The organism is Modestobacter marinus, from assembly GCF_011758655.1.
GTDB lineage: Bacteria > Actinomycetota > Actinomycetes > Mycobacteriales > Geodermatophilaceae > Modestobacter > Modestobacter marinus.
Window position 1 is genome coordinate 2,260,374 of sequence record NZ_JAAMPA010000001.1, and the last position, 24,087, is coordinate 2,284,460.

General features: G+C 72.9%; 20 protein-coding genes. 10 read left to right on the forward strand and 10 right to left on the reverse strand.

Annotation, left to right across the window (positions count from 1 at the left end):
- Positions 1-32 precede the first annotated feature (32 nt).
- Positions 33-698 carry an SGNH/GDSL hydrolase family protein gene (locus FB380_RS10755; protein ID WP_166755042.1) on the forward strand — a complete coding sequence of 222 codons (666 nt, stop codon included), beginning with the start codon at positions 33-35 and terminating at the stop codon, positions 696-698.
- A gap of 16 nt (positions 699-714) precedes the next feature.
- Here FB380_RS10755 and FB380_RS10760 read toward each other — a convergent pair whose 3' ends face one another.
- The 4 genes from FB380_RS10760 to FB380_RS10775 are packed head-to-tail and all read right to left on the reverse strand — an operon-like array spanning position 715 to position 3,865.
- A complete protein-coding gene (locus tag FB380_RS10760; RefSeq protein ID WP_166755043.1) occupies positions 715-1,536 on the reverse strand; it encodes a DUF1028 domain-containing protein in 822 nt (273 codons plus the stop codon).
- 16 nt (positions 1,537-1,552) lie between these two features.
- Positions 1,553-2,221 (reverse strand): CoA transferase subunit B, encoded by a 669-nt coding sequence (locus FB380_RS10765; protein ID WP_166755044.1) that lies wholly within the window; start codon positions 2,219-2,221, stop codon positions 1,553-1,555.
- 1 nt (position 2,222) lies between these two features.
- The gene (locus FB380_RS10770; protein ID WP_166755045.1) at positions 2,223-3,020 is read right to left on the reverse strand and encodes a CoA transferase subunit A; all 798 of its coding nucleotides are present in this window, start codon (positions 3,018-3,020) and stop codon (positions 2,223-2,225) included.
- Between the two features lie 41 nt (positions 3,021-3,061).
- On the reverse strand, positions 3,062-3,865 hold the full coding sequence (locus FB380_RS10775) for a TIGR03089 family protein (RefSeq protein WP_166755046.1): 804 nt from the start codon (positions 3,863-3,865) through the stop codon (positions 3,062-3,064).
- Between the two features lie 82 nt (positions 3,866-3,947).
- On the opposite strand from FB380_RS10775, the gene FB380_RS10780 reads away from it, so the two are divergent.
- The 4 genes from FB380_RS10780 to dprE2 are packed head-to-tail and all read left to right on the forward strand — an operon-like array spanning position 3,948 to position 7,588.
- Positions 3,948-4,484: a phosphatase PAP2 family protein gene (locus FB380_RS10780; RefSeq protein WP_166755047.1), complete on the forward strand. Its 537-nt coding sequence runs from the start codon at positions 3,948-3,950 to the stop codon at positions 4,482-4,484.
- A gap of 2 nt (positions 4,485-4,486) precedes the next feature.
- Positions 4,487-5,485: a decaprenyl-phosphate phosphoribosyltransferase gene (locus FB380_RS10785; RefSeq protein WP_229682126.1), complete on the forward strand. Its 999-nt coding sequence runs from the start codon at positions 4,487-4,489 to the stop codon at positions 5,483-5,485.
- Positions 5,478-6,836 carry a decaprenylphosphoryl-beta-D-ribose oxidase gene (gene dprE1 / locus FB380_RS10790; RefSeq protein ID WP_166755048.1) on the forward strand — a complete coding sequence of 453 codons (1,359 nt, stop codon included), beginning with the start codon at positions 5,478-5,480 and terminating at the stop codon, positions 6,834-6,836. The genes FB380_RS10785 and dprE1 overlap by 8 nt, the downstream gene beginning before the upstream one ends.
- The gene (gene dprE2, locus FB380_RS10795; RefSeq protein WP_166755049.1) at positions 6,833-7,588 is read left to right on the forward strand and encodes a decaprenylphospho-beta-D-erythro-pentofuranosid-2-ulose 2-reductase; all 756 of its coding nucleotides are present in this window, start codon (positions 6,833-6,835) and stop codon (positions 7,586-7,588) included. Before dprE1 ends, dprE2 begins: the two co-directional genes overlap by 4 nt.
- 83 nt (positions 7,589-7,671) lie before the next feature.
- Here dprE2 and FB380_RS10800 read toward each other — a convergent pair whose 3' ends face one another.
- Complete coding sequence (locus tag FB380_RS10800) at positions 7,672-9,216, reverse strand: LCP family protein (RefSeq protein ID WP_166755050.1); 1,545 nt, start codon at positions 9,214-9,216, stop codon at positions 7,672-7,674.
- Positions 9,217-9,548: 332 nt separating this feature from the next.
- Here FB380_RS10800 and FB380_RS10805 point away from each other — a divergent pair, with 332 nt between their 5' ends.
- Positions 9,549-12,038 carry an N-acetylmuramoyl-L-alanine amidase gene (locus FB380_RS10805; protein ID WP_166755051.1) on the forward strand — a complete coding sequence of 830 codons (2,490 nt, stop codon included), beginning with the start codon at positions 9,549-9,551 and terminating at the stop codon, positions 12,036-12,038.
- Positions 12,039-12,070: 32 nt separating this feature from the next.
- Here the strand turns inward: FB380_RS10805 and FB380_RS10810 are convergent, their stop codons facing one another.
- The 5 genes from FB380_RS10810 to FB380_RS10830 all read right to left on the reverse strand — a co-directional run bounded on the left by FB380_RS10810 (position 12,071) and on the right by FB380_RS10830 (position 18,909).
- The gene (locus tag FB380_RS10810) at positions 12,071-13,705 is read right to left on the reverse strand and encodes a hypothetical protein (protein WP_166755052.1); all 1,635 of its coding nucleotides are present in this window, start codon (positions 13,703-13,705) and stop codon (positions 12,071-12,073) included.
- Positions 13,702-15,324, reverse strand: a complete 1,623-nt coding sequence (locus FB380_RS10815) for a hypothetical protein (protein WP_166755053.1) — start codon at positions 15,322-15,324, stop codon at positions 13,702-13,704. The genes FB380_RS10810 and FB380_RS10815 overlap by 4 nt, the downstream gene beginning before the upstream one ends.
- A 366-nt stretch (positions 15,325-15,690) precedes the next feature.
- Positions 15,691-17,019, reverse strand: coding sequence for a class I SAM-dependent methyltransferase (locus FB380_RS10820; RefSeq protein WP_166755054.1), 1,329 nt, complete (start codon positions 17,017-17,019; stop codon positions 15,691-15,693).
- On the reverse strand, positions 17,006-17,920 hold the full coding sequence (locus FB380_RS10825) for a hypothetical protein (protein WP_166755055.1): 915 nt from the start codon (positions 17,918-17,920) through the stop codon (positions 17,006-17,008). Before FB380_RS10825 ends, FB380_RS10820 begins: the two co-directional genes overlap by 14 nt.
- Positions 17,917-18,909, reverse strand: a complete 993-nt coding sequence (locus FB380_RS10830) for a glycosyltransferase family 4 protein (protein ID WP_208382816.1) — start codon at positions 18,907-18,909, stop codon at positions 17,917-17,919. The genes FB380_RS10825 and FB380_RS10830 overlap by 4 nt, the downstream gene beginning before the upstream one ends.
- 208 nt (positions 18,910-19,117) lie before the next feature.
- Here FB380_RS10830 and FB380_RS10835 point away from each other — a divergent pair, with 208 nt between their 5' ends.
- From FB380_RS10835 to FB380_RS10850, 4 genes are read left to right on the forward strand one after another with little or no spacing between them, the layout of a single operon-like run.
- Positions 19,118-20,101, forward strand: a complete 984-nt coding sequence (locus tag FB380_RS10835; RefSeq protein WP_166755056.1) for an ABC transporter permease — start codon at positions 19,118-19,120, stop codon at positions 20,099-20,101.
- A gap of 2 nt (positions 20,102-20,103) precedes the next feature.
- The gene (locus FB380_RS10840; protein WP_229682125.1) at positions 20,104-21,348 is read left to right on the forward strand and encodes an ABC transporter ATP-binding protein; all 1,245 of its coding nucleotides are present in this window, start codon (positions 20,104-20,106) and stop codon (positions 21,346-21,348) included.
- 29 nt (positions 21,349-21,377) lie between these two features.
- Positions 21,378-22,592: a glycosyltransferase family 4 protein gene (locus FB380_RS25980; RefSeq protein WP_166755057.1), complete on the forward strand. Its 1,215-nt coding sequence runs from the start codon at positions 21,378-21,380 to the stop codon at positions 22,590-22,592.
- The gene (locus tag FB380_RS10850) at positions 22,577-24,004 is read left to right on the forward strand and encodes a glycosyltransferase (protein ID WP_166755058.1); all 1,428 of its coding nucleotides are present in this window, start codon (positions 22,577-22,579) and stop codon (positions 24,002-24,004) included. Before FB380_RS25980 ends, FB380_RS10850 begins: the two co-directional genes overlap by 16 nt.
- The last annotated feature ends 83 nt before the right edge of the window (positions 24,005-24,087 follow it).

Sequence of the window (24,087 nt, forward strand, 5' to 3'; positions counted from 1 at the left end):
GGGCAGCGGCCGCCCGCCGTAACCTGGGGTACGTGCGGAGACCCGTCCTGGCGCTACTGGCCGTCGTGTCCGTGCTCCCGCTGACCTGTTGCAGCGCCGAGACGGTCGGGCAGGCCTCGGAGCCCGAGCAGTCAGAAGCGTCGGAGCCTCTCCGCGCGGTCTTCCTGGGTGACTCGTACACCGCGGCCTCGCACGACGGGGCGGGGTATGTGCCGCCGACGGCCGATGCGCTGGGCTGGGAGCCGGTGCTGGAGGCGGTGAGCGGCACCGGCTACGTCGCCGTCGGTGCCGAGCCGGGGGCGGCGCCCTATCAAGAGCGGGTGGACGAGGTCGTCGCCGCTGCCCCCGACGTCGTCGTCGTCCAGGGCAGCACGAACGACGCGGGCCTGCCGACCGCGGAGGTGCATGCCGCGGCCGAGACTCTTTACGCGGACCTGCAGGCGCAGTTGCCCGAGGCGCAGGTCGTCGTGGTCGGTCCGCTGATCCCGCCGGGTAGCGACCCGGTGGCGGTTGCCGGGGTGCGTACGGCCCTGGCCGAGGCCGCGGGCGCGGCGGGCCTGCCGTTCGTCGACCCGCTCGCGGAGGGATGGCTGCACCCGTCCGACGGCTTGTTCGCCGACCCGATCCACCCCAACCAGACGGGATACGACGCGTTCAGCGCCGACCTGGTGTCAGCGTTGCGCGCCCAGGGCCACTGACCCTCCGGTCGCACCCTCAGTCGAGCAGCTGGGAGACCGCGGAGAGCCGGGCGTCGCCGGCCATCGCGGCCAGCCAGGTCGACCAGCCCGGCCGGGTGCGCACCGCCTCCAGTGCACTCCGGGCCGCCGCCCGGTCCCCGCGGCGGGACGCGGCCAGTGCCGCGTACAGGTCGCGGGCACCCTCCGGGGCGAAGACCGCGAGCGTCTCGTAGTCGCGCTCGTCGTAGGCGCGCTGCAGGTTGCGCAGCATCCGCAGCTGGGCGACCGGGTCACCGGAGTCGTCGACCCGCAGGTCCACCCGGACACCGTCGTCGTCCTCGCTGGCGGGGGCGCCGCTGACCACGTGCAGCGCGGCGGACTGCCGGCCGCGCAGGTCGCCGCCGGCGTCCTGACCGGCGGTCAGCGCCGCGATCAGCCGGTCGGCCAGCGCCCCGCTGGTCGCGGTCAGGGCCTGCGCCATCGCCGGCAGGACGTCGGGGGAGGCCAGCATGTTGCCCTGCACGCTGAACCCCTCGCCCAGCACGTGGCCGCTGGTGGGCAGGGATCCCGGCCCGGTGTCGGCGGCCACCCGGCCGGTCGCGTCCAGGACGGCGATCTGCCGGTCGGCGTCCTCGGCGGCGTGCGCGGCCCGGCGGACCAGGTCCTGCGGCGAGGTGCCGGTGGTCAGGCCGGCCAGCAGGGTGGTGCCCAGGCCCCGCCGGCTGCGGGCCTGCACCGCGACCACCCCGACCCCGGGCCGGACCGTGGGCACGGCCCGGCCCACGGCCAGGATGCAGGAGGAGACCGCGATGCCCAGGTCACCCGTCGCGGCGTCCCGGGCGATGACGGAGAAGGTCATCGGCCCCGGGGCTCGATCAGACGGTGGCCGGCAGGGCCATGGTGGGCACCTCGCCGTCGACCTGCAGGGGTGCGCCGGTGGCGGCGACGACGTCGGCGACGCTGACGCCCGGGGCGGTCTCGCGGAGCACCAGCCCGGCGCCGGTGACGTCGATGACCGCCAGGTCGGTGATGACCCGGTCGACGCAGCCCTTGCCGGTCAGCGGCAGGGAGCACTCCTCGACGATCTTGGGGGAGCCGTCGCGGGCGACGTGCTCCATCATCACGATCACCTCGCGGGCGCCGTGGACGAGGTCCATCGCCCCGCCCATCCCGTTGACCATCTTCCCGGGGATCAGCCAGTTGGCCAGGTCGCCACGGGTGTTGACCTGCATCGCGCCGAGGACGGCGACGTCGATGTGGTGGCCGCGGATCATGCCGAAGGACAGCGAGGAGTCGAAGAAGCTGGCCCCGGGGAGGATCGTGATCGTCTCCTTGCCGGCGTTGATCAGGTCGGCGTCCTCCTCGCCCTCGAAGGGGTAGGGGCCGACCCCGAGCACGCCGTTCTCGCTCTGCAGCACCACGTGCACCCCGTCGGGGATGTGGTTGGGCACCAGGGTGGGCATGCCGATGCCGAGGTTGACGTACTGGCCGTCGTGCAGGTCCAGGGCCACCCGGGCGGCGAGCTGGTCGCGGGACAGTGCCATCTCAGGCCTCCGTGGTCTCGGTGCCGGCGGCTGCGGGTGCCGCCGCGCCGGGGCGGGGACGGGTGGTGCGCTTCTCGATCCGCTTGCCCTCCGGGCCCACCACGACGACGCGCTGGACGAACACCCCGGGCAGGTGCACCGACTCGGGCAGGATCTCCCCGGGCTCGACCAGCTCCTCCACCTCGGCGATGGTGACGGTCGCGGCCATCCCGCACAGCGGGTTGAAGTTGCGCGCCGACTCGTGGAACACCAGGTTGCCGTGCCGGTCACCGACCGCGGCGCGGACCAGGCCGAAGTCGGCGGTCAGCGCGGTCTCCAGCACGAAGTCCTGGTCGCCGAACCGGCGGACCTCCTTGGGCTCGCTGGTGGCCACCACGTTGCCCTCGGCGTCGTAGCGCACCGGGATGCCGCCGTCGGCGACCAGGGTGCCCACCCCGGTGGGGGTGTAGAACGCCGGGATGCCGGTGCCCCCGGCGCGCAGCCGCTCGGCCATCGAACCCTGCGGGGTCAGCTCGACCTCCAGCTCCCCGGACAGGTACAGCCTGGCCAGCTCCTTGTTGCCGCCCACGAAGGAGCTGATCGTCTTCGCGATCCGCCCGGCGTAGAGCAGCACCCCGAGCGCCTGGTCGTCGACCCCGCAGTTGTTGGAGATCGTCGTCAGGCCCTGGGCGCCCTGCTCCAGCAGTGCGTCGATCAACGCGACGGGCACACCGCACAACCCGAACCCACCGACCGAGAGCGTCGCCCCGTCGGGGATGTCGGCCACGGCCTCCCGTGCGCTCGCGACGACCTTGTCCATGCGCTGACCACCGTCCGTTCGAGGGCTGGGCAGGTGGTGCGTCAGGCGGGGCGGCCCAGCTCGCGGATCCCGTCGAGCTTCAGGCCGAGCGTAGCGGTGACCCGTTCGGTCTCTGCGCGACGGAGCAGGCCGGACGGTGCGGCCGCACGGCAGAGCACCAGCGAGGCCCCGGCCGCCAGCGGTGCCAGCATCCAGGCGACCGGCCCGGCCTCCGTTGCCGCCTGCTGGTCCACCAGCACCCGGTCACCGGCGACGAGACCGAGCCGGCCGGCCAGCTCGGTCGCCGTCTCGACCAGGGCGGCCAGGCTGAGCTGGCCTCCGCCGAGGACCAGCCCGACCCCGGCGGGGTCGACCGGCTGCCAGGGCGAGAAGACGTCGCCCTGGCCGCGCACCTCGAGCGCGAAGTCCCGGGCCGGGCCGGTGTAGCCGGTCATGCCCATGCCCAGCGGGTGCAGGGACAGCCCCAGCAGCTCCGCCAGGCCCAGTTCCTCCAGTGCGGGCAGCCGGTCGGCGTCGGCCAGGACGACGTCGGCGTCGGTGAGCCGGTCGTCGTCCTCGGCGGCGGTCTCCCACACCGCGGCCCCGCAGCTCCACACCCCGAGCAGCACCGCGGCGGTCTGCCAGTGGACCGGTAGGGCGAGGCCGACGGTGCTGCCCGGGCCGACGTCGAACTCCTCCTGGAGCAGGTTGGCGCTCTTGGCCACCCAGTTGGCCAGGGTGGTGGCCGACAGCTCGGTCCGCTCACCTGAGACGTCGTCGTAGAAGGTGATCAGCGGGGCGGCGGCGTCCCGGCGGAGGGCGGCGGCGAGCAGGTCCGCAGGGGTGTGAGGGGAGGCGGGAGGCACGCGACCAGAGTGACAGGTGCGCGACGAACCTCTCCTTCACGTCCGGGTGCGGGCGGCGTGACGCAGCTACAGTCACTCCTCGATGAGCGCAACCCCCGGCACGACGTTGCTCCGGTTCGACCACACCCTGCTCCGGACCACGCGGCGGGCGCTGGGTGGCACGCCCGCCGTCCCGGTCGCCCGGGGGATGTCCCACTTCGGCGAGCACGCGATCGGCTGGATCGCCCTCGGCGCGGCCGGCTGGCTGCGTGGCCGGGACCGGGCCGACTGGGCCGCGGCGGTGACCGGCGTCGTCGCCGCCCACGGGGCCGGCGTCGTGGTGAAGCGGGTGGTCCGCCGGGTACGTCCCGCCCTGGACGACGTCCCGGCGCTGGTGGCCACGCCCAGCCGGCTGTCCTTCCCCAGCGCGCACAGCTGCTCCACCGCCGCGGCGGCGGTCGGCTTCGCCCCGATGGTGGGTCGACCGGCGATGGCCATCGTGACCGGCGCCATGCTGGTCTCCCGGGTGTTGCTGGGCGTCCACTACCCCTCCGACGTCCTCTGCGGCGCCGCCCTCGGCGCCGGCGTGGCCACCGTCGTCCGGCGCCGCATGACCTCGACCGCCGGCTGGAAGGCGTGACCGTGAGCGTGCACTCCGAGCCCACCCCGGTGACCGACCCGCCGACCACTGCGCCGGTCCCGCTGACCGCGGTGGACGCCGCCGGGCCCGCGAGGGTGCCGCCGCCACCACGCACTCCTGGCTTCCGGGGCTCCCGGCCCTGGGGCGTCGTCCGCGCCTTGCGCCCACGCCAGTGGGTGAAGAACGGGCTGGTGCTCGCCGCACCCCTGGCTGCCGGTGAGGTCTTCAACCCCGACGTCATGGGTCCGACGGCCGTGGCCTTCCTCTTGTTCTGCCTGTCCGCGTCCGGGGTCTACCTCGTCAACGACTCGATCGACGTCGAGGAGGACCGCCGGCACCCGAAGAAGCGGTACCGCCCGATCGCCGCCGGACTGGTACCCCGTCCCCTCGCGGTCGCCCTGGCCGTGGTGCTCTTCGCCGTCGCCCTGACCGCCGCCGTCCTGTTGACCCGGCCTGCGCTGGCCGGGGTGCTGGGCAGCTACGTCGTCATCCAGCTCGCCTACTGCGTCTTCCTGAAGAACCAGCCGGTGATCGACCTGGCCGTGGTGGCGTCCGGCTTCCTGCTGCGTGGCATCGCCGGCGGTGTCGCCGCAGGCCTGCTCCTCTCGCAGTGGTTCCTCCTGGTGGCCGCCTTCGGGTCGCTGTTCATGGTGGCCGGCAAGCGCTACTCCGAGCTCGTCCTCGTGGGCGACGAAGCGGCCACGCGCAAGACGCTGCAGGAGTACTCGGCCAGCTACCTGCGCTTCGTGTGGAGCCTGTCGGCCGGCGTGGCGGTCACGTTCTACAGCCTGTGGGCCTTCGAGATGGCCGAGACCCAGGACGGCGTGCCGTGGGCCACCATCTCCATCGCGCCGTTCGTGATGGCGATCCTGCGGTACGCGCGGGACGTCGACAAGGGCGCCGCCGGCGCCCCGGAGGAGATCGTCATGCACGACCGTGTCCTGCTCGTCCTCGGTGCCCTGTGGGTGCTGACCGTCGGCCTGGGGGTCTTCGGTGCCTGAGGCCGCCCCGGTCGTCCCGCTGGTCGGGTGGGGCCGCACCGCGCCCACGCGTGCTGCGCTCCTCCCGGTGCGCGGCGACGACGACGTCCGCGCCGCAGTGCTCGCCGCGACGGGCCGCGGTGTCGTGGCCCGTGGCCTGGCCCGCAGCTACGGCGACGCCGCGCAGAACGCCGGCGGCACCGTGCTCGACATGACCACCGCAGCCCGGGTCCTGCACGCTGACCTGGGAACCGGCCTGGTCGACGTCGAGGCCGGCATCTCCCTCGACGAGCTGATGAACCAGTTCGTGCCGCAGGGCTTCTTCGTCCCGGTGACGCCCGGCACCCGGCTGGTGACCGTGGGCGGGGCCATCGCGGCCGACATCCACGGCAAGAACCACCACGTCGCCGGGAGCTTCGGCCAGCACGTCCGGTGGATCGACCTGCTCACCGCCGACGGGCAGGTTCGGCGGATCAGCCCGGAGTCCGACGCCGACCTCTTCTGGGCGACCGTCGGCGGCATGGGCCTGACCGGCGTCATCCTGCGCGCGCAGGTGCAGCTCAAGGCGATCGAGTCCTCCCGGTGCCTGGTCGACACCGACCGCACGCCCGACCTCGACTCGCTGATGACCCTGCTGGCCGAGACCGACCACCTGTACGAGTACTCGGTGGCCTGGATCGACACCCTGGCCAAGGGCAAGCGGATGGGGCGCTCGGTGGTGACCCGGGGTCGCTTCGCGAAGCTGGACGAGATGCCGGCCAAGCGCCGCACCGACCCGCTGGCGTACCACGGCTCCGTCAAGGCCTCCGTGCCCGACGTCTTCCCGCCCGGACTGCTGAACCTGGCCACGGTCGCGGCCTTCAACGAGCTCTGGTACCGCAAGGCGCCCAAGCGGAAGCGCGACCAGCTGCAGAGCATCCCGACCTTCTTCCACCCGCTGGACGCCGTCGGGGGCTGGAACCGCATCTACGGCCCCCGGGGTTTCGTGCAGTACCAGGTCACCGTCCCCTTCGGGGAGGAGGAGGCCATGCGCGAGGTGCTGGACCGGCTCAGCTCGTTCGGGACGGCGTCCTTCCTCGCCGTCCTCAAGCGGTTCGGCCCGGGCAACCCAGGCATGCTGTCCTACCCCTCGCCCGGCTGGACGCTGGCGCTGGACATCCCGGTCATGAAGGGGCTGGCCGGCCTGCTGGACTCCCTGGACGAGGTCGTCATCGCCGCCCAGGGGCGCACCTACCTGGCGAAGGACTCCCGGGTGCGTCCGGAGACTTTCGAGAAGATGTACGACCGCCTCGACGACTTCCGGGCCGTGCGCAAGCAGGTCGACCCGGACGGCGTCTTCACGTCCGACCTGGCCAGGAGGCTCGCGCTGTGATCGACGCGCTCGGTTCGCCCAGTTCGCTGCTGCTCGTCGGCGGCACCTCGGACATCGCAGTGGCCACCGCCCACCGGTATCTGGCGGAGCGACCCCTGCGGGTGGTCGTCGCCGCGCGGGACACCCCGCGCCGCAGCACCGTCGCCGCGGAGCTCACCGCTGCCGGCGCCCAGGTGCAGGTCGTCGACTTCAACGCGGACGACCCGGCGTCGCCGGGGCGGATGGTCGCCGAGGCGGCCGCCACCGGTGACATCGACGTCGCGGTGGTCGCCTTCGGGCTGCTGGGGGAGGCCGACCAGCTGCGCACCGACGCGGCGGCCGTGGCCCAGCTGGCCCAGGTCAACTACGTCGCCCCAGCGGTGGTCGGCACGGAGCTGGCCAACCAGCTGCGCCGGCAGGGGCACGGCGTGATCGTGGCGCTCTCATCGGTGGCAGGTGAGCGGCCGCGAGCGTCCAACTTCGTGTACGGCTCCACCAAGGCCGGGCTGGACGCCTTCTACTCGGGGCTGGCCGACTCGCTGGTCGGCACCGGGGTCTCCGTGCTCGTCGTCCGGCCGGGCTTCGTCCGGTCCAAGATGACCGAGGGCCTGGACGACGCACCCCTTGCGACCACCCCGGAGGCGGTCGCCGAGGCCATCGTCACCGGTGTCCGCAAGGGCCGGCACACGGTCTGGGTGCCCGGGGCGATGCGCTGGGTGATGAGCGGCCTGCGGCACGTGCCCCGCGCGGCGTTCCGCCGTCTGCCCATCTGACCCGTTCGCTGCGCCACGAACGCGCGAGCCCCTCCCGGTCCACCGGGAGGGGCTCGCGTTCGTGGTGCAGCGTCAGTGCCGGCTCAGTTGATGCACCCGGTGTCGGCTGCGGTGCGCTGGTCCTCGCCCTCGGCCTTCGGTTTCGCCGGCTGCGCGGTCACGGCCTGGCCGATGCCGTTGAAGTCGGAGCCGAGCACGAGCTGGACCGTGCCGCTGGTCACGGCGTCCGAGCCCTTGGCGACCGCACCCGGCACCTGGGCGAGGACGGCCTTGGCCAGCGCCTCGTCTCCGGCGGCGTAGCGGACCTCGGTCACCGCGTAGTCCGAGGAGTCGGCGTTCGCGGTCAGTGTGACGGCGAAGCCGGCATCGGTGAGTGCGCTGCCGGCGCTGCCGGCCAGGCCCGAGGCGCCCGAGCCGTTGTAGACCTCCACCGAGACGTCGGCAGGAGCGGCCGTGGCCGGTGCCTGCTGCGTCGCCGGGGTCTTCGTCTCGGCCGGCGCCGGCGCCGGCTCCGCGTTGAGGTCGGCGAAGAAGCTCTGCAGGGTCTCCTCGTCCTCGAGCCGGAGGATGTAGCGACCGGCGTCGTCCTCGTCGTCCCCGACGTAGGGCACGGTCTGAAAGTCGATGCTGCCCGGTTCCACCGACTGCATCTGTGAGGCCAGGTCGAAGAGGTCCAGTGACTGGTCGACGGTCAGTGCCTCCGCAGCAGCCTCCACCAGCTCGCGCTGCTTGCCCAGGTCGAGCAGCACGTTCTCGGAGAGCATCTTCCGGATCATCCCGGCGATGAACGTCTGCTGGCGGATGATCCGGTCGAAGTCGCCACGGGGGAGACCGTGCCGCTGGCGTACGAACGCCAGGGCCTGCTCACCGCTGATCACCGACACCCCGGCGGGCAGGTCGACGCCGGAGTACTTGTCCTGCTGTGCCTTGCAGAGGTTGACCTCGACGCCGCCGATCACCGACGACAGCTTGAAGAAGCCGAGCAGGTCGACCTCGGCGTAGTGGTCGATCCGCAGGCCGGTCAGCGAGCTGATGGTCTTGATCAACAGCTGGGCCCCGGCCGCCTGCACCTCGGCCTCGGACGCGCCGTCGGGCGCCTCCTGGGTGCCGTAGGCGTAGGCGGCGTTCAGCTTGTCCTGGCCGTGGCCGGGGATCTCCACGTACGAGTCCCGGGGGAAGGAGACGAACGAGGCCCTGGATCCATCGGCGGGCACGTGCACCAAGATCATGGTGTCGGTGTTCATCCCGGCGTTGCTCCCAGTGGTGAGCTGTTCGCGCTCCTCCGCCGACGCACTGGCCCGGCTGTCGCTCCCGACCAGGAGCAGGTTCATCGCGGCCCCGGTGTCCACGGTCTGCTCGTTGCCCGAGGAGGGGATGGCGTTGGTCCGGTTCACGCTGGCGTCGGCCACGCGGCCGAGGTACCAGCCCCAGCCGCTGGTACCGAGCAGCACCAGCGACAGCAGCCCGGCCACGACGCGTGCGCCGGCGGCCAGCCGGTGCCGGCGGGAGTCGCTGCGACCGGGCGCGGCGGGCTCCCCGCCGCCGTGCCGCGCAGGCCTGCCGGCCCGGGGGTCCAGTCGCGGCGGCAGGGGCCGTGGCCCGTCGCGGCGGTCGTCGGTGTCGCTCACAAGTCGTTCCTCACGTCGGGCGGGTGGGCTCGGCCCGGCGTCGGAGAGCCCAGGACCCGCGGCGGAGTCGGGGCCGACGATACGACGCAGGGCTGTGCGCGGCGGGCATTGACGTCACGCAGGGACCCACCCGTGGTCCCAGCCGTCCGCCCAGTCACAACGCCCTCCCCGGATCGCCCCCGGACCGGCGGCACGCCTGACTGCGAATGGCGGGCGGCGGTGTGGGCCGGCTCTGCCGGGCTCGGCTCAAGACCTCACGACCCGATGACGAAGGAGGAGGAGAAGGGGGCGGTTCGCCGTCCCGCCCGCTCCAGCTCCCCGGAGGACGTCTCGTGCGCCGCATCATGACGGCCCTGCTCGCCTTCCTCGCCATCAGCGGCACGCTCGTCGTCCTGCCGGTCTACGCAGCCCCCTTGCCGGAGGCCGAACCGGTCAGCACCTCCAGCACGGAGGTGGCGATGGGCTCCCTCGAGGAGCCCGCGCCGGCCGCGGACGTGCAGGAGGGCACGACCGACCCGGTCGTCGGCGTCGCCGAGGACGCGCCGACGCTGACCATCCGGAAGACCCCGGTCCCGGAGTTCTCGCTCGTCGGTGTCACCTGGGCGCACGACCCCGCGGTCGCCGACACCGTCGTGCAGGTGCGGGTGCAGGATGCGGCCGGCGCCTGGGGTCCATGGACGGAGGTCGAGCCCGAGACGGCCGACCAGGGCGCGACGGTGGACACCGGCGCGGAGCTGCGCAGTGGGACCGCCCCCCTCTGGACCGGGCCGAGCATCGGGGCCGAGGTCGAACTGGTCACCCGTTCCGGCACCCAGCCCACGGACGTCCGGCTGGACCTGATCGACCCGGGCACCAGCGCGGCGGACGCCTCGCTCACCGCTCCGGCGGTGGAGGGCACTGCCCACGCGGCCCTGTCGATGCCGGACGTCCACTCACGAGCCCAGTGGGGGGCCGACGAATCCCTCCGCACGTGGAAGCCGCAGTACGCCGCCACGATCAAGGCGGCGACGTTGCACCACACGGCGGACTCGAACAGCTACACGGCCGACCAGGTGCCGGCCATCCTGCGCTCGATCTACCGGTACCACACGGTGAGCCTGGGCTGGGGCGACATCGGCTACAACGTGATCGTCGACAAGTTCGGCCGGCTCTTCGAGGGGCGGTACGGCGGCCTGCAGAGCACCGTGGTCGGCGCGCACGCCGGTGGCTTCAACACGGCGACCTTCGGCGTCTCGATGCTCGGCAACTACGACACCGCGGCCACCACGCCGGCCATGGTCGACGCGGTCGCCGCGATCATCGCCTGGAAGTTCTCCCTGTACGGAGTCGACCCCCGGGGGACGACCGTGCTGACCTCCTCAGGAGGGGGGACGTCGAGGTACAAGGCCGGCAGCAAGGTCACCCTCCCGACCATCTTCGGGCACCGGGACGTGGGCAGCACCGCCTGCCCCGGCCGGTACGGGTACGTCCAGCTCGGCGCGATCCGGACGAAGGTCACCGCGAGGCTGCAGGCGGCGGCCCCGGTGCAGACCATCTCCTCGCGGTACGCTTCCGAACCAGCGCTCCAGCAGGCCCTCGGGTCGCCCGTCGGCGCCGAGCAGTCGCAGGACGGCGTCGTCTGGCAGGTGTACCGGAACGGCCGGCTGTACTCCTCCCCGGGCACGGGCGTGCACCTCGTGTGGGGGGCGGTGCTGGCGCGCTACCTGGCTGCCGGTGGCCCTCCCGCCCTGGGCGCGCCGACGAGCGACGAGTTGGGCACGCCGGACGGCGTCGGGCGCTACAACCTCTTCGCCAAGGCGGCTTCCGTCTACTGGACGCCGCAGCACGGTGCCCAGGTGGTCTGGGGCGGGGTGCGCGAGGAGTGGCAGCGCACCGGGTGGGAGACCGGCCCGCTGGGGTACCCGACAGGCGGGGAGGAAGTGATCTCCCGACGGCGTGGGACGTACCAGCAGTTCGAACGGGGGACCGTGTACTGGTCGCCGGCGACGGGAGCGCACGAGGTGCACGGGTCGATCGCCGCGGTGTGGCGCAGCCGGGGAGGCGTCGACTCCCCGCTGGGCCTGCCGACCAGCGGGGAGATGGAGACCCCGGACGGACAGGGCCGGTACAACCACTTCGCCAACGGGGCGTCGATCTACTACGCCCCGAGCACCGGTGTCCGCGTCGTCTGGGGAGGCGTGCGGGAGGTGTGGGCGCGGCTCCGGTGGGAGTCCGGCCCGCTCGGGTACCCCCGGACGGACGAGGCCCTGACGGCGGCAGGTGACGGGACCCAGCAGCAGTTCGACGGCGGCGGCGTCTACTGGACCCCGGTCACGGGTGCCCACGAGGTGCACGGCGTCATCGGGCAGGCGTACCTGGCCGCGGGGGGCGACAAGGCGCTGGGTGTCCCGATCAGCGACGAACTCCGGGCACCGGACGGGGTCGGCTACTACAACCACCTCGCCAAGGGCGCCTCGATCTACTTCACCCCGGCCACCGGCGCACACGTCGTCGGTGGGTCCGTGCGGGACGTGTGGGGGGCGTTGGGCTGGGAGCGTGGCGTCCTTGGGTACCCGACCACCGGCGAGACCGCGTCGGCGGTGTCCGGCGCACGCGTCACCGCGTTCACCGGTGGGCGGGTGTACCGCTCGTCGAAGACCGGCACCCGGGCCGTGTTCGGTGCGATCGGGGCCGAGTACCTGCGCCGGGGTGCCGAGGCGTCGTGGCTCGGGCTGCCCACCTCGGACGAGTACCGCGTCAAGGGCGGGATCCGGCAGGCCTTCCAGGGCGGCACCGTCACGGTCGTCCTGGCCACCGGCCGCATGGTGGTGGCCCGGCGCTGACCGGGGCGGGCGGGACGGGGCCGGCCGTTCGCTCACCGGCGGACGTAGAGGCTGAGCTCGCTGCCCGTCTGACTGAACCCGCTCTGGACGGCGACCTCGACGTAGTTCGCCTCCAGAGCCGCGAGGAAGGGGCCGGCGTCGCCGGGCTCGGTGCTGACGGTCCCACGCCGATCGAGCAGCTCGCGGTCCCAGTCGGACAGCAGCACGGCTGCGGGCTCGGCGTCCCGGACCAGGGCGACCAGCAGCTCGGCGTTGAGCACGTCGAGGCGACGGGCGTTCTCGGTGGGGGTGTCGACGTAGCTGAACTGGCCCAGCGAGTCGCCCTCGACGGTCTCCCGCCCGGCCTCGACCGCCACGGCTGCGCCGTGCAGGGCCAGCACGGTGTCGTCAGGTCCGGTCACGGCCTCCAGTGGAGCGGCGAGGTCGCTCGCCCGCTGCAGTGCCGTGCGCTCGCTGGGGAAGGTGTCGACACCGATGCCCCAGCCGGGGAGCAGGACGAGCATCGCGCCGACCAGCACGGCAGCGACCGGCAGTGTCGGGGACGGGGGGGCCGGTGCGGCGCTGGCCGAGGCCAGGCCGACCGCGACGACCGACAGCATCATCGTCGCGGGTACCGCAGGGAGCAGGTAGTCGCTGTGCCACTCGCCGGCGGCGAAGTTCCCCGCCATGAAGGCCGCAGTACCGGCCGCAGCGACGACCAACCCGGGGCGTCTGCGGAGCATCGACCGCGTGTCGGCGGTGGACACGGCGGCTGCCACGGCGACACAGGCGAGGACCAGCGGGATCGTGTACGTGGCCACCACGTCCGGCAGTCGGGTGACGAACAGCTCCTCGACCCGGGCGCGCAGGCCACCGGACTCGACGGTCAGCTGGTGGTAGCCCCAGAGTCCGAAACGGGTCTCCGTCGGCGCGAGCAGGTAGAGGCCGCCGTAGCCGACCACCGGCACCAGCCCGGCCAGTGCGACCAGGACCCGTCCGCGGGTCGACCGGGCGAGGAACAGGCAGCCCAGGCCGACCACGACCCAGGTCGTCACGGCGGAGAAGCGGTCCAAGGCCGCGAGGCCGGCGAGCAGTGTCGCCCCGGCCATCGACCGGTCACGGTGCCGGGCATCCAGCAAGCAGGCCGACATGGCCACCAGGCACAGCGCGGCGATGCCGTATGTCTTGGCCATGCTCAGCGCCCACGTGGTGCCGGTGTCGGCGGCCAGCAGGATCCCCACGGCCGCAGCTGCCGGCGGCCCGACGGCCCGCCAGACCGAGCCCACTGCCACCGCGAACAACAGGAGGACGAGGACCAGCGCGGTGAGCCGGCCGGCGAGCAGGCTGCCGCCGGACAGCGCCTGGCCGGGGGCGAAGACGTACGGGGACAACGGGCCTTGGGTGAAGGCGAAGTCGCGGTAGGGCAGCTGGCCCTGCGCGACCGCCCGGGCTGCCTGCAGGTACCAACCCTCGTCGTCCACCAGCAGGCCACGGAAGGCCAGGACGGTGCCGTTGACCAGCAGGCCGATCCCGGACAGTGCCACGACCAGCCCAGCCACCAGCGGGGTCCGTCCCCGGGGGGTGTGCCGCCATGACCCGGGCGACATGCGGTCGGCGCGGTCCGGGCCGGCCGGAGCGGACAGCGCACCCCGGCTGGTGTCGTCGGCCACGGTGCTCCGCTCGGTCACGGGGTCTCCTCCAGGAAGACGGTGAGGGGCCCGTTCTCGGTCTCGACGGTGCCGAGGTCTCGGCCCCCTGCCGTGGCCACGGTGGGCAGCTCGGTGTCGTCCGGGGCGATGAGGGTCAGCCGGACGGGTTCCTCCCCGGTGCCGACGCGGTCTCTGCCGTACAGGTCGGCCGAGGTGCTGCTGACCCGCACGTGCCAGCCGTCGGCCGCGAGGTCCTCGATGAGGCCTGCGCCGATCGGCCACCGGTCGTCGGAGTGGATGTCGACGTAGACCGTGCCGGGCTCCCGGCTCCCCAGGGCGTCCTCGACGAGCGCCGCAGCAGCGCGCACACCACCGGAGTCGGGGAGCAGCTCCAGACCCCGGCTCCAGGAGAGCCCGAGGCCGGTCACGACGACCGCCAGGGCCACCGCCAGTGCGGCGAGGACCGGTGTGCTGTCCATCCTCCGGACCGTGCCCGTGACCCCCGTCCGGTCACGCCGGTCCAGGAACAGCTGCGCGTACCCGATCGCCGTGACGCCGGGGAGGACGCAGACCCAGACGAGCAGGTACCAGTAGAGGGTGCCGGTCACGGTGGTCCCGGAGACGACCGCGGCCGCCAGGGCGACGAGGACGGCAATGCCGGTCCAGGCTGCGGTCTGCGACGACCAGCGTCGGCCGACCACCACCAGCGCGAGGGCCGCGAACACCTGGCCGGCGAACACGAGCGCCACCGAGGCGGGGAGCGTGCTCACGTCCATCTCCCAGGGCCCCGGCCCCCAGCCCTGGACCGGTACGGCGAGCAGCCGGCCTACGGCGATCACCGCCTGCTCGACCGTGGGGTGCACGCTCTCCTGCCGGTCGAGCACGAAGAAGGAGAACAGCCGTCGGAGGTTCCCCTCGCCCGCCGGTGCGGTGAGCTGCTGGACCACCGGGGGGAGCCACATCGCCGCGAGCAGCAGCCCCAGGAGCGGGGTCGACCACCGGCGCAGGCCCCGGGCCCCGGGCTGGTCCTGCTCGGCGGTAGCGACCCGGGCGTCCCGGCGCCCGAGTGCGGTGGCGACGAGTCCGGCGAGGCCGACGCAGCTGACCAGCACTGCGGTGCCCACGTGGGTCTGGACCAGGTGGCTGCCCGTGATCAGCAGGAGGAGGAGGGTCGTCCACCGCCCGTCCCGGGCTCGGGAGGCGAGCACCAGCAGCAGTGCGGTGCTCAGCAGCAGTGCGAACGGGTTCCAGACGTCCAGGAGGAAAGTGGCAGGCAGCCGGAGCATGGTCAGGGCGACCACCAGCGCGGTGACCAGCGTCAGCACCGGGCGGCCGGATCTGTGCACCACGGCGACGAGGACGGCGGCGATGAGTCCGTGCACCAGCAGCCCAGCGGCGACCAGCGCGGCGTCGTCTCGCCCGAAGAGGGCAGCCCCGGGGGCCAGGGCGTAGTACCAGCTCGGGCCCGGGTGCGACCACCCGTAGCGGGAGTACGGGCCCAGTTCCTGCGCCAGCGCGGATGCTTCGCGGACGGCCAGACCGATCACCGCCTGGTCGCCGGCGAACTCGAACGCCCCGTCCCGCAGCGCGATCCGCACGGCCACCACGACGAAGGGTGCGAGGAGGAGCAGCAGCGCCAGCGGCAGCACTCCGCGCACCCTCCTGGGGGGAGGAGCGAGCGCCGCGTCGGTCTGGTGCGGCATACGGACGGTGCTGGCCACGGAACTCCCTCGTCGGCTGCCCCCTCGGGGCGGGTGATCAGTCGCGCGTCGGGACGCCGACGGCCTGCCGCACGACCTGGTCCAGCGGTACGGGGTGCAGACACGGGCACTGGCCACTCCGCCATGACCACCCTCGTGCCGTCGCGGGCCCTCGACGCACGGCGTCGGTCGGCCAGCTGGGGCACGCCCAGGCTAGCCCCGGAGAACCGTTCCGCGCAGCGCACGGGGGACGCCGGAGCCGCGCCGGCGGGGGAGGCTCCGACGCGCCGGAGGAGCCAGTGTGCCGCCGGAGGGCCGGAGGGGTCAGTCCGCCGCCGGAGGAGTGGTGGCGACGACCGCGTAGTCCTGCGGACCGAACAGCACCTCGTTCAGTCGGGAGAACCCCTGGTCGACGGACCCGGCCAGCTCCACCGCCCAGTCCGGGGCTTCTCGGTGCCCGGAGAGGTCGACCCGCGGGAGGTGGTAGCCGGTGGCGGGGGAGAAGAACTGCAGCCGGACGTCGCGGAAGCCGGCCGTCTCGCAGAGGAAGGCCAGCAGGCTGGGGTGCAGCGGGCGAACGTGCGTCGGGTCGAGGAGGTAGGAGTTGCCCAGCACGATCAGCGAGGCGGGGTTGGGCGTCTCGCTGATGAACACCCCGCCCGGTCGCAGCTTGGTCACGGCGAGCTCGAGCACCTCGATGAGGTCGTCGAGCTGCAGGTGCTCCAGGACGTGCGTGGTGATGATCGAACCCAGCGAGTGGTCCGGCACCGACCGCAACCAGGGACCGGCCAGCTCCTCGTGCACCTCGATGCCACGCTCACGTGCCTCGACCGCCATCCCGGGATCGGGCTCGATCCCGATCACCGCGACGTCCTGCTCGGACAGTCGGCCCAGCAGCTCGCCGCGGCCACAGCCGATGTCGACCACCGGCTGGTGGTCGCGGAGCAGGTCGCCGTAGCGGTCGACCAGCGTGGTGAGGATCTCCTCGGGGTCGCCTCGGAAGCGGCGCTCGAAGCCGACGTAGTCGAAGAGGGTGGACTCGAGCTGGTCCGACCGGTCCGGCAGCGACCCAGCAGCGGCGCCCTCGGGGGCGTCGGCCGTGGACGGTGCCGCCGGACCGGTCGACCTCCCGGGGTCGGTCGGACCGGCGCTGCTGCGCATCCGGCGCTCGAGACCGTGCACGGCCTCGCGGAGCTCGGCGAAGCGGGCCCCGGCGCCGGCGAGGCCGGTCGCGGGTGCGAAGGCCATGCCTAGCTCGTCGAGGAGCTCCTGCACGTGCCGGACCTCGCCCTTGAGCAGCTCGAGGTTGACCCGGGTCACGCGCTCGGCCTCGTCGCGGTGGCGCAGCCGATCCTCGTCCAGGCTCCCGCGGCTGGCGAGCTCGCGGACCTGCTCGACCGCTGGGTCGCCGTCCACCGCGTCGCGCACCATCAGCTCGAGCCGGCGGTTCACCGGCTCTGCGGCACGCTGGTAGACGGCCCCGAGTCGTCGCGCAGCGGCCGCTCGTGCCGTGCGGCGGGCACGCGCGACCGCGCGTCCGCGGAGCGACGGGCGTTCCTGCGGAGCCGCCGGTGACTGCTCCGCGGCGTCCTCGGGGGGCGCCGCCAGCAGCCGGTCGACGGCCTCGGGGCTGACCGGGTCAGACGGGGGCATCGAGAGTCCTCTCGGTGGGGAGCCAGCCGTGGGTGACCGCGCCGGGGAGGGGAGCGGCGGCCGCACGGGCCCGGCGCCGGATGAACGCCGACCGCGGCGTGCCCAGTCGGTCGAGGGCTGTGGTGAGCCCGGCTGCGGGAACGAGGTCGTGCCGCCGGGTGAGCCCCAGGGCACTGGTCAGACGCTCGGCGACCCGGGCGGGGACGCGCTGCTGAGCCGCCGTCCAGCCCGCGGCGGCCAGCCCGGCCGCGCGCGCCTGGTCGAGGGCGAGGGCCCCGGCGAGCGCACGACGGGCGGCGGGGTCGTCCGCGACGAGCACCTCGGTGCCGTCGGTCAGACCCCAGTGCCGCGCCGACTGCGAGTCGGTGACCACGGGGGCAGCCCAGGTCAGGGCGCTCCAGAGGTGCTCGCCGGTGACGACGACGGCGGCGGCCAGGGCGGCCAAGGTGGGCCAGCTCCCGGCCGCCGCGGGGCGCGGCAGGTCGTCTCCGCTGTCCCAGGTCAGCTCATCGCCCTCGGCGACGGCGATCATCCGGGTGGGCAGGCCACGCAGCTCCCGGTATCGGGATCGCGTGTACGGGAGCACGGGCCGGGCGTCGGCCGGTACCGGCGTCGGGCTGACGACCAGGTCGCCCACCACCGCGGCGCCGGCAGCCGCCAGCACCAGGCTGGGTCCGGCCGGGACGGTCTCCGTGCCGGACCGCCACACCGCGAACGGCGGGGCCGGACGCCGGGGGAGCACCTCGCTGCAGTACAGCTGCGCCACCACGCCGTCGGGTGGGGTCTCGTGGGAGCTCACGGCGACCGGGACGCACCAGGGTGTCGCGGCGGTGAGGACGTCGAGCAGCAGGTCCGGCACCTGGCGCCCGACGTGCACCGCCAGCCGGGGCAACCCGTTCACGACGTGGTCAGCCTCGTCACGACATCGCTCCAGGACAGGTGCGCGACGCGCTCGCGCCCGGCGGCGCCGAGACGCTCGGCCAGCGGGCGATCCTCCGCCAGCCGCCGGACCGCGGCGGCGACACCGCTGGGCGTCCCGTCGGTCACCAGCCCGGTGACCCCGTCCTCGACCCAGTCCAGGACGCCGCCGGAGTCAGCGGCGCAGATCACCGGCTTGCCGGCGTAGAAGGCCTGGAGCGTCGCGTAGCCGTAGTCCTCGTCCTCCGGCACGTACACCACCGCGAGTGCGTGGGCGTAGAGGTCGATCAGCTCCTCGTCGGAGACGAAGCCGGGCAGCGCCACGCGGTCCTGCAGGCCGCGCTGGGTGACCCGGTCGCGCAACGAGTCGAGCAGCTCACCCCGGCCGGCCATGACGGCCCGGATCCCCGGGGGCGCCTCTGTCATGGCATCGACCAGCAGCTCGGGCCGCTTGTTGGCCTCCTGTCGCTGCACCGACAGGACGTAGTCGCCCGAGGTGCCGGGGTGCAGGCGGTCGTGCAGCGGAGGCGGATGGGCCAGCGGTGTGCTCGGCAACCCGTTGAACCGGGCGAGGCGATCGCTGACCACGCCGGAGTTGCTGAACACCCGCCGGGCCTCGCCGAGCGCCACGACGTCCCACTCGGTCATCAGCCGCTGCTCCTCGAGGCTGACGTCGTCGAGGGCGAAGTCGGACCAGGAGGCCCCGGCGGCGAAGCCGTCGTAGGCGCCGCGGTGCTGGTGCAGCAGCCACACCACCTTGTTGGGGTGCTGCACGAAATAGGACGGGAAGTTGGTCGCGATGACCATGTCCGCGTCGATGGGGACCATCCGCCAGGCCAGAGGCGAGTCGAAGAGCCGGCCCTTCTCCCAGGCGACCGGCAGACGCACGAGGTCGACCCGGTGCCCCGCCTCGGTCAGCGCCTGGACCAGGTTCTCCTGGTGCTGCTCGGCCCCGCCGCGGACGAAGGGCATCTGAGCCCCGCAGACGACGATGTCCAGCTGGACGCCTTCCCTCCGGGGACACCCGTCCCCACCGGCCAATACCCGGCGACCCTATCGGGTGCGGGCCGACCCCGCCGTCGGCCGGGGCGGGTGGTGCAGTCGTGACGGGGTGGCCGCCGGGCGCGCCGAACTGGACGCCGGAACCGCTGCGCGTCCACGTCGACCGTACGATCGCTGCATGCCCGGGACCGATCACGTGTTGCAGGCCGACGTCCCGGGAGGTGTCCCGGCCGCGCGGCACCTCGCCGGGGACAGGCCGTCCCTCGAGGACCAGCCGATGGAGAAGGTCAACCAGGCGACACCGTTCTGGCGTGGCTTCGGGCCGACCGCCGTCGAGATCTGGCAGTACCGGGAACTGCTGGGCCAGTTGGTCCGCAAAGAGCTGAAGGTCAAGTACAAGGACAGCCTGCTGGGGTTCTTCTGGACCCTCCTCCGCCCGCTGCTCTACCTCCTGGTCTACAGCGTGGCGATCGGCGTCTTCCTGGGATCGGGCCGGGTGATCCCACAGTTCGGCATCTACCTCTTCACCGGCTTGCTCGCCTGGACGCTGTTCACCGACATCGTGGGTGGCTGCACCGGTTCGATCGTCGGCAACGCGGGACTGGTGAAGAAGGTCTACTTCCCGCGCGAGCTGTTCCCGCTGGCCGTCGTGGGCGCCGGGGTCGTCAACTTCCTGCTGCAGGCCGTCATCCTCATCGCGGCCTACCTGTTCACCTGGACCTGGCCCTCGCCGTCCAACCTGCTGCTCGTGCCCCTCGCGCTCACGGCCCTGGTGCTCTTCGCCACCGGCCTCGGCCTGCTCCTGGCGGCCGGCAACGTCTTCCTGCGCGACATCACCTACCTCGTCGAGGTCGGGCTGCTGCTGTGGTTCTGGATGACGCCGATCGTCTACGACTGGACCAAGGTGCAGACGACGCTGACCGAGGACAACTCGCTGACCGCCCTCTTCCATCTGTACCTTGCGAACCCGATGGCCAACATCGTGCTGGCGTTCCAGCGTGCGCTGTGGCCGGGCGGCATGACGGAGAAGGGGCAGGCCTTCTACTACGACGGCAACCTGTACCTGCGGCTCGGCGTGCTGATCGTCGTCGGCATGGCCTTCGTCTGGTTCGCCCAGCGCATCTTCGCCAGGTCGCAGGGCAACTTCGCGCAGGAGCTCTGACCGTGACCGACGTCATCCGCGTGCACGACGTGTCGAAGCAGTTCGCCCTCCGCAAGGACAAGTCGCTCAAGGAGCGGCTGGTCAACGCCCGGCGGTCCAAGGAGCACGCCGAGTCCTTCTGGGCGCTGCGAGACATCGACCTGACCTTCACCTCGGGCAGCACCACCGGGCTGATCGGTCACAACGGCTCGGGGAAGAGCACGCTGCTGAAGGTGATCGGCGGCATCCTCACGCCGACCAGCGGCTACGTGGAGCGCCGTGGCCGGCTGGCCGCCCTCCTGGAGCTCGGCGCCGGCTTCCACGGTGACCTGACCGGCCGGGAGAACGTCTACCTGAACGCCTCGATCCTCGGTCTGTCGCGTCGGCAGACCGACGAGTACTTCGAGGAGATCGTGGACTTCTCCGGCATCGAGGAGTTCATCGACACCCAGGTGAAGTTCTACTCCAGCGGCATGTACGTCCGGTTGGCCTTCGCCGTCGCCGTCCACGTCGACCCGGAGATCCTGCTGGTCGACGAGGTGCTCTCGGTCGGCGACGAGCCGTTCCAGCGCAAGTGCCTGGACCGGATCCGCCGGTTCCAGCGTGAGGGCCGCACGATCGTGTTCGTCAGCCACGGCCTGGACCAGGTGCGGCAGTTGTGCGACCGGGCGGTGCTGCTCGACCACGGCCAGATGCTCCTGGACGGCACCCCCACGCAGGCGGTCCGCGCCTTCCGGGACCTCAACCAGGAGGCCGAGGAGACCAGCGGCGAGGACGAGGACGTGCTGGAGCTCGGGGACCGCCGGGTCACCATCTCCGACGTCTCCGTCGCCGGGCCCGACGGACGGCCGGTGCGCACCATCCCCACGGGAGGCGGGCTGTCGCTCTCCTTCCAAGTGGAGACCGCCCGCCCACTGAGCGACTGGATCGTCGGTGTCGCGGTTGAGGACACCGGCGGCCAGGTGGTCTGGGGAGCCAACAGCGACAAGCTGGGGGTCGAGCTGCCCGACCTGCCCGCCGGTCGGCACCAGGTCGTCGTGCGCTTCCCGAACGTGCCGCTCACCGAGAGCGTCTACCAGTGCAGCATCGCCATCGCCGACACCGGCAACCGCACGGTGTTCCACCGGGTGAACCGGCTGGCGACGTTCCGCGTGGTCACCAACGTGGTCGAGGACGGGACCGTGCACCTGGACCCGGAGTACCGGGTCGCGGGGCGCGACGTGTCGGCGTCGCTCGTCGTCCCCGAGTCCGTGGCCAGCGAGGCATGACCCGAGCAGGACAGGACACGAGAGGACGGGTGAGCGACATCAGCTCGGTCACGTCAGTCGACCGGACGGGGCGTATCGGCCTGGTCCCGGCGCGGTTCGGCGAGGGCATGGTGGGCGGTGCGGAGATCGTGCTGGCCGAGATGGCCAAGCGTCTCCAGGCCCGCGGGTGGGACGTCGAGATCCTGACGACGACCGCCCTGGACCACTTCCGGTGGGACAACGTCCTCCCGGCCGGGGAGTCGGTGGAGCAGGGGCTGAACGTCCGTCGCTTCCCGGCGGTCTTCGACGACACCCCCGAGCGTGGTGCACTCGACGTCGCCGTCGCGACCGGTCAGCCGTTGTCCCTCCTGCAGCAGCAGCGATGGATCAACTCCGGCATGCGATCCCCAGAGCTGTACCACCACCTGCTCGACCGCGCCGAGGACTACCGGGGTCTGATCTACGGGCCGTACGTGTTCTGGCCGGCCTACGCCTGCAGCCAGCTGCTCCCCGAGAAGAGCATGCTGTGGACGTGCCTGCACGACGAGCCGGCCGCCCACCTCGACCTGTTCGACCCGGTGTTGTCCGGCATCGCGGGCCTGTTCCTCCAGACCGAGCCCGAGCACGCCCTGGCGCATCGGGTGACGCGGCGACTGGCCCCGCACTCGGTGGTGGGCTGCGGCGTGGAGGTGCCCGAGTCCTACGACCCCGCCGGCTTCCGCCAGCGATACGGGCTGCCCGAGCGGTTCGTCCTCTACGCCGGCCGCCGCGAGGGTGCCAAGGGCTGGGAGGACATGCTCGCCGCCTACGCGCGCGCCGTGGAGACCCGTGGTCTGCCGCTGGCCCTGGTGACGTTCGGGTCCGGTGAGGTGAATCCGCCCGCATCCGTCGCGGACCGGGTCTTCGACCTCGGTTTCCTCCCGGATGCCGAGCGCGACAACGCCTTCGCTGCCGCCGAGGCGTATCTGCAGCCCAGCCGGTACGAGGCCTTCTCGCGCACGGTCATGGAGGCATGGCTGGCGGGCACCCCCGTCATCGCCAACGGCGGCAGTGACGTGGTGCGGTGGCACTGTGAACGGTCCGGAGCCGGGCTGGTCTACGACGACGAGTCGGAGTTCGCCGAGTGCCTGTCCTTCGTCGCCGACGCCCCCGACCTGGCCCGTCAGCTGGCGGCCGGGGGACGCGACTACGTGCTGTCCAACTACACCTGGGACCGGGTCCTGGACGGTGTCGAGGAGGGGCTGACGACATGGACGACGGCGTGAGCGCGCTGGCCGGTGGGACGCCCGAGCGCATCCTCGTGGTGTCGCCGTACCCGCCTGTCAGGGACGGCATCGCCGCGTACGCCCTGCAGACGGTGCGCGCGTTGCGGCGGCAGGGACACCACGTCGAGGTCCTCTCGCCCGGTCCTTCAGCAGCGCACCACCACCTCGACCTCGTCGGGCCGCGCGGCGCCCTGGCGCTGGCCAAGCGGGTCCGCGACTTCGACCGGGTGATCGTCCAGTTCCATCCCGACTTCTTCTACCCCGACCCGGCGAGCGCCGCCTCACGGTTGCGGGAGAGTCTGGCGCTGGCCGTCCCGTTCGCCCTGGCCGCCCGGCTGGAGGTCGTCGTGCACGAGATCGACGGTCGCCACGGGAACCCGCTGCGCCCCGACGGTCTGGCCGCCCGCCGGCTGTGGGCACTGGTCGACGAGGTGAAGGTGCACACCCTGTCCGAGCGGGATGCCTTCATCCGTGACTTCGGCGTCTCCCCGAGTCGGGTGAGCCTCGTGGCGCACGGGGCCGACTTCACCCGGCACACACACCTCGACCGCACGTCCGCGCGCGCCTCCCTGGACGTCCCCGAGGACGTCTTCGTCTTCCTGGCCATCGGCTTCGTCCAGCCGTCGAAGGGCTTCGACCGGGCGGTCGAGGCATTCGACGGCCTTGCCTCCCGGGGGGCCCGGCTGGACGTGGTGGGCTCCGTGCGGGTCGACGACCCGGACATGCTCCGGTACGAGGCCGATCTCGCCGACCTCTGCGCCACGGTCGACGGCGCCACCCTGCACAGCGGCTACGTCAGTGACGAGCTCTTCGACCGGTGGATCGTCGCCGCGGACGCGGTGGTCCTCCCGTACCGCAACATCTGGTCCTCGGGCGTGCTCGAGCGCGCCGGTCTGTTCGGCGTCCCGGTGATCGCCACCCGGGTGGGCGGCCTCACCGAGCAGGCCGCCGCGCAGACCGACGTCCGGCTGGTCGAGGACGACGACGAGCTGCGCCGGGCGATGGTCGAGCGACTGCCCGTCCAGGAGCTGACGCCCACGATGGGCTGGTCCGCGGCAGCAACGGCCGACGACCTGCACGCCGCGGTCCAGGAGCGGGTGCGGGCCCGGGCGTCCCGGCGTCCCACTGCCCCCGGAGCACGCCGGTCCGCCGCCGTGCTGGACCCGGTGGTGGCGCTGAACTCTGCGCCGTTGCGCCGTCTCGGGCGGCTCGGACCGCCGGACACCAACCACCGGTTGCGCCCGGTCCGACTGGTGAAGCGGCTGCTCCGCCGGGCGAACGCCTGGCAGATCGACCCGCTGCTCCACCAGATCAACGAACTCCAGTCGGCGACCGTGCTGGCGCTGGAGAGCAATCGCGCCCGGGCGGAGCAGGGGCCGCCGCCTGTCGCCGGCCGGTCGCCCGGCGACTGACCGAGCCAGCTCCTGACCACGAGGCCCACCTCCCGTCCCCGAAACGTCGGGACCGGGGGTCGGGGCGGGGCCGGTCCTGGGCT

Coding starts and splice junctions, on each gene's coding strand:
- FB380_RS10760 (WP_166755043.1), bottom strand. CDS start 1,536: ATGACCTTCTCCGTCATCGCCCGGGACGCCGCGACGGGTGACCTGGGC.
- FB380_RS10765 (WP_166755044.1), bottom strand. CDS start 2,221: ATGGCACTGTCCCGCGACCAGCTCGCCGCCCGGGTGGCCCTGGACCTG.
- FB380_RS10770 (WP_166755045.1), bottom strand. CDS start 3,020: ATGGACAAGGTCGTCGCGAGCGCACGGGAGGCCGTGGCCGACATCCCC.
- FB380_RS10780 (WP_166755047.1), top strand. CDS start 3,948: ATGAGCGCAACCCCCGGCACGACGTTGCTCCGGTTCGACCACACCCTG.
- FB380_RS10820 (WP_166755054.1), bottom strand. CDS start 17,019: ATGCCCCCGTCTGACCCGGTCAGCCCCGAGGCCGTCGACCGGCTGCTG.
- FB380_RS10830 (WP_208382816.1), bottom strand. CDS start 18,909: ATGCCCTTCGTCCGCGGCGGGGCCGAGCAGCACCAGGAGAACCTGGTC.
- FB380_RS10835 (WP_166755056.1), top strand. CDS start 19,118: ATGCCCGGGACCGATCACGTGTTGCAGGCCGACGTCCCGGGAGGTGTC.
- FB380_RS10850 (WP_166755058.1), top strand. CDS start 22,577: ATGGACGACGGCGTGAGCGCGCTGGCCGGTGGGACGCCCGAGCGCATC.